Genomic DNA, 4,898 nt, shown 5'->3' with positions numbered 1-4,898 from the left:
CGGCGCGGGCGGGCCAGCCGGCGACCCGGTCGGAGAGTTCCTCCAGCAGGTGCAGGGTGCCCTTGCGGCGCCGTTGGGCGACCGTGGCGGCGACGTCCCGGCGGGGGGCGACGGCCTCGGCGAGCGCTTCCCGGCCACCGCCGTGCAGCCCGGTGGTGAGGACGCGCTCGTAGCCGGGCAGGGTGCGGTAGCCGACGAGGTCGCCGAGGTAGGGCAGCACCCAGGGCGCGGCGGTCTCCACGAACAGGTCGTCGTAGCCCTGGCGCACGCCGTCGCGGACCCGGTCCAGTTGTTCTCCGATGACCGCGAGCAGGGCCCGCAGCGGTTCGCCCTCCTCCGCGTCGCGCAGCCGGTGCCGGCGGGGCAGCAGTCCGGCGAGTTCATCGGGGTTCCGGTCGGCCGGCGTCGGCGGTCGGGCGTCGGGGGACATCACTTGACCTCCGTCAGGATCAGGGTGTCCGCGGCCCGCGCCGACAGCATGGCGAGCCGGGCCGGGCGGATGCCGCGGAAGACGACCACCGTCCGGCCCTTGGCCAGGCGCCGGGTGTCGGTGATGTCCGGGTTGAGGCGCAGCAGCCGGCCGAGCGGGATGCCGTGGCGGGCGCAGACCGACGTCAGGGTCTCGCCGTCGGCGTCGCGGACCGTGTAGGTCTGCTCGTCGTAGGCCGCCGGGTGTGCGGGGACCGTGGGCTGCGGGATGCCGGGGCCGGTGAGCAGGGCGGTGAGCCGGTCCGGGGTCGCGGAGGCGGGAACGCCCGTGAAGACGTCCACGTCCACGTGGTCGACGCCGGGCACGGTGTGGGCGGTGGCCAGCACCTCGGAGAGGCGGGCGGGCCTGCCGAGTTCCCGTCCCTCGTAGTCGAGGCGGCGCAGCAGGGCCTGACGCAGCCGGGGTTCGACGGTCTCCCAGGCATGGTCGGGGGCGAGTTTCACCTTGGCGGCGATCAGCAGCAGGACGAGTTCGCGCGCGTCCACGCGGACCGGCAGGCCGGGGTCGCCGTACTCGGTCAGGGCGCGGCGCAGCGGCCGGAGGTCGTCGTCGGCGAGCGGGACGTCGTCGGTGCCGGCGACCGTCACGTGGAGCACCCGCCGGCGTCCGTCGAACAGTTCCCGGGCGGCGGCCCGGCCGATGCCGGCCCGGGAGCGGGCGAAGTCCTCGTAGTCGGCCGGGGAGACCAGCCGGTCCAGGGCGGAGACGGCGAGCGGGATCGTACGTCGGGTCGGGCCCGGCCCGTCCGCGTCCGAACCGCCGGTCGCCGGCAGGGGGTTGGTGACCGCGGTGACGCCGAGGGGGCGGGTGAGCGGCTGGGTGATCCGTTCGGCGGGGACGTCGGCGGCCTTGCCGGTGCCGAAGCGGTAGCGGGCGCGCACGTTCTCGTGTCCGCTCGGCAGCCGGGCGCCGTGGACGCCGTCGCCGAAGGTGACGGTGGTGCGGCCGTCGGCGGCGGTGCCGGTGATGTAGACGCGTTCGGTGGGGCCGCGCCCGGCGAGGCTGTCGGCCTCGTGCCAGAGCAGGCCGTCCACGCGGATCTCGAGTACCGGGGTGGCGCCGAGCGGGTTGTCGGCGGCGAGCCAGGTCAGCGGGGACTGCCAGAGGGCGAAGGTCTGGTTGGCGCGGTCGGAGTCGCCGCTGCCGATGGCTTCCTCGCGGCTTTCGCCGTGGGTGGCCTCGACGACGTTGCCGAGGATCCGCACGCTCGCCCGGTGGTAGCGGTGGACCAGGTTCGTGGTGAGGGTGAGGCGGGTGTGGACGTGGTCGCCGGGGAGGTGGGGGTCGATGGCCGGGTCGGCGGCGGCGATGGTGACCACCTCGCTCGCGGTGACCCCGCTCGCGCCGGGTACGTCGGTGCGTTCGCCGCTCACGACGAGGGTGCGGCCGGGCCGCAACCCGTCGTGGAGCTCGGCGAGTTCGATCTCGTTGCCGTGTACGTCCTCGCCGAGCGGTTCGTCGGCCGGGCGCAGCGGCTCGCCCGCCGCGTGCACGGTGGTGTCGCGGATGTGGGAGAGCAGGACGTCGGACTCGTCCAGCCAGGGGTCGGCCAGGGTGAGTTCGGTGCCGCGGCCGGTGATGCCGTAGTCGGAGTACGCGGCCGTCCGGACGGCCGCCACCTGGGTGGTGACCAAGGCGAGTGCGGCGTCGCCGGGGACGCCCGTGCCCTTGGCCGGGCGCTCGACCGCCACCCAGCTGCCGACGGTGACGGCGTCGTGGACGCCGTCCAGTCGCAGGATGCGGCGGTTGAGGGGCGCGGGCTTGCTCGCGATGACGATCTCGACGTTCGGTGCGGTGCTGCCGACCGTGTAGGTGACGCTCACCTGGTACTCGCCGTGGGTGAACCGCCTGCTGCCGCCGGGCTCCAGGGAGAACCGCTCGGTGGCGCCGTCGGTCAGGGCGATGTGTACGGTGCCGTCGTCCTCGGGGCGGGAGACGGACAGGCTGCCCTCGGGCAGGCCGGCGTGGAGGCGGGCGGTGACGCCGGGTTCGCCGTCGGCGGCCGGGTGGTGGTCCTGCCGGACCGGCTCGTGGTCGCGGGCGGCCCGGGTGGACAGGTCGACCTGGCCGGGTCCCAGGGTGAAGGTCACCGGCTGGCTCACGGGCAGGTTCTCGGCGCGCTGGTCGGAGCCGCTGCCCTCGACGTACTGGAACTCGGCGCGGACCGGTGTCCTGCCCGCGGGGTCGTACACCACGCGCATGCTCGCCAGCGTGCCTCCGGTCAGCGGCCAGTCGGCGGTGCGGATGACGCGGCCGCGGGCGTCCTGGACCGGTTTGAGCGGGGCGTTGGCGCCGAAGGGGGCGGCGGTGACGCGCATCGCGAGGAGGGCGCGCAGCAGTGGGCCGGTGGCCGGGGTGGTGGCGGTGCGCCAGGCCGGGTAGAGGCCGACCAGGCCAGGGTGGAGGGCGGTCAGCAGACGGGCGGTGTCGGTGCCGGGGCGGCGGGTGCGGGCCCCCTGCCGGGGCGCGGGGACGGCGGTGCGCAGGGCGGGGAGGATCGTGTTCAGGGCATGGAGGGCGGCTTCACGGGGATCGGGCGGGGTCTGCCGCTGTGCGGTGGCGAGAAGGCTCGTCCGTGCCCGGGGGGTGTCGTCGTCCTGGGTGGCGGGCCGGGCGGGTGCCGACGCCAGCGCCCGCCCGGCCAGTTCCGCGAGGACCGCCTCCAGTTGTCCGAACCACGCCGCGACGTCCTCGTACGGCTCCGCCAGGACCTCGGCCTCGCGCAGACGGGCCACCGGCTCGCCGAGGCGGGTGGCGAGCCGCTCCGGGCTGTCGATGGTGTCCAGGTCGGTGCGCAGGGCGGCGAGGACCTGGTCGTCGAAGTCCTCGATCAGGCGGCTGACCGGACGCGGGTTGGGGACCTCGGGCGTCGGCGGCTCGTCCCCGGGATCACCGGGGGCGGCCGGCTCGGCGGTCCAGCGTCGTACCTCGGCCACCAGTTCCTTGAGCGTGGGCGGGGCCGACTGGGGCAGGGTGAGCGCGGTGATGTCTTCCCCGGGGTCGGCGCGGACGCCGGCAATCGGGATCAACTTCCGCACTCCGCCGGCCTGTTCGCCGAAGACGAAGAGGAGTTTGTCGCCCGTTCGCAGGGAGTGGCCCGTGCCCTCCACGAACAGTTCGGAGCGGCGGGCCAGGTCGTCGGGGGTGACGAGGGAGGGCCGGCGGCGCCGTACCGTCAGTTCGTTCCAGTCCCAGCGGGCGGTGAGGTCCCGGGAGGTCTCGAAGGTCAGCGCCTGCTCGTCGGCGGAGGCCGGCACGCTGTGGCTGCGGGCCCCGCGCGGGATCGGCACCGGCAGGGTCTCGGCGCGCGGGTCGCGTTCGAGGGTGTACGCCAGATGGGTGGCGGCGGCCACTCCGGGGCGGGGCCGGTGCCCGACGAGCCGGCCCAGCAGGACCAGGGAGCGGTGTTCGCGGGCGGTGCGCAGGTATGCCTCGTCGGCGATCCGCTCGGAGTGGAAGGTGAGCAGGTCGCCGAGGACGGCGGCGGCGTCGAGCAGTCCCACGGCCGGGTCGTCGGGGGTGCGCACGGTGAGCCCGCCGAGGGCCGGGTACGCGGGTGAGGCGAGCCGGTCGAGGAGGGCGGCGAGAAAGCCGCCGTACTCGCCGACGCGGTAGTCGAGGGCGGTGCGGCCGGGCGGGTTGTGGAGGGGGGCGGGGGCGAGGCGCTCGTCGTGGCCGCCGCACGCGCCGCCGCAGGAGCAGGGCCGGTTCATCGGGCTCCTCCCGGAGTGATCTCCAGGCGGCCCTGTTCGGGCCGGTCGGGGTCGTTGTCGCAGGTGGCGAGCTCCAGCGGGCCGAGCCGCAGCAAGCCGTCCTCCCGTTCGCCCCGGTCCGGTCCGAACAGCCGCCGCAGCCGGGTCACTTCGACGCTCTCCACGCCGGGGACGGCCGCGGCGACGGCGATCAGGCGGCTGAGCCGGACCGGTTCGCCGAAGGTCAGGGCGTCGGGGTGGAAGAAGGCGAGCCGGCCGCCGGGCAGCCGTCCTCGGCCGAGGACGCGGTACAGGTCGGCCAGGATCTGTCCGTGCTGGTGACCGGGCAGGGCGCACACCCTCAGTGCGATGTCCACCGGCACCAGCCGGGCGGGGCCGACCACCAGGTCGTGGCCGATGCGCCGGTACGTCTCCAGGGCCTGGGTCACCGTGTCGAGCAGGCGCGGCGACGGGGTGCCGCCGTACGCGTCGACGGCGATGTGGGCCTCCTGTGTGCTGCCGGTCCAGCGGAGGTCTGCGGCGGCGCGCTGGACGCCGGGCACGGTGGAGGCGAGCGCCGCGTAATCGGCGGCGGTGACGGCGCGCAGCCGGGTGCGGCGCAGCTCCAGAGGCGCCGACTGGCGTACCTGGTCCAGGGGTTCGGTCCTGGACGACACCGGCGAGCAGCTCGATGCCCCGTTCGGCGAGCGGCTGGA

General features: G+C 75.4%; 2 protein-coding genes and 1 pseudogene. All 3 read right to left on the bottom strand.

What is annotated here, in order from left to right; genetic code table 11:
- Nucleotides 1–430: pseudogene (locus H5J33_RS23385) on the bottom strand (hypothetical protein); the annotation flags it as partial.
- A complete protein-coding gene (locus H5J33_RS23380; protein WP_181796870.1) occupies nt 430–4,203 on the bottom strand; it encodes a putative baseplate assembly protein in 3,774 nt (1,257 codons plus the stop codon). The pseudogene H5J33_RS23385 and the gene H5J33_RS23380, both read right to left, overlap by 1 nt.
- On the bottom strand, nt 4,200–4,898 hold a 699-nt coding region (locus H5J33_RS23375; RefSeq protein WP_181796869.1), incomplete at its 5' end, for a baseplate J/gp47 family protein. The genes H5J33_RS23375 and H5J33_RS23380, both read right to left, overlap by 4 nt.

Source organism: Streptomyces sp. WELS2 (assembly GCF_013870595.1).
Taxonomy (GTDB): Bacteria; Actinomycetota; Actinomycetes; order Streptomycetales; family Streptomycetaceae; genus Streptomyces.
Note: the sequence above shows the minus strand (reverse complement) of the source record. Positions and strands in the feature narration are given on the sequence as shown.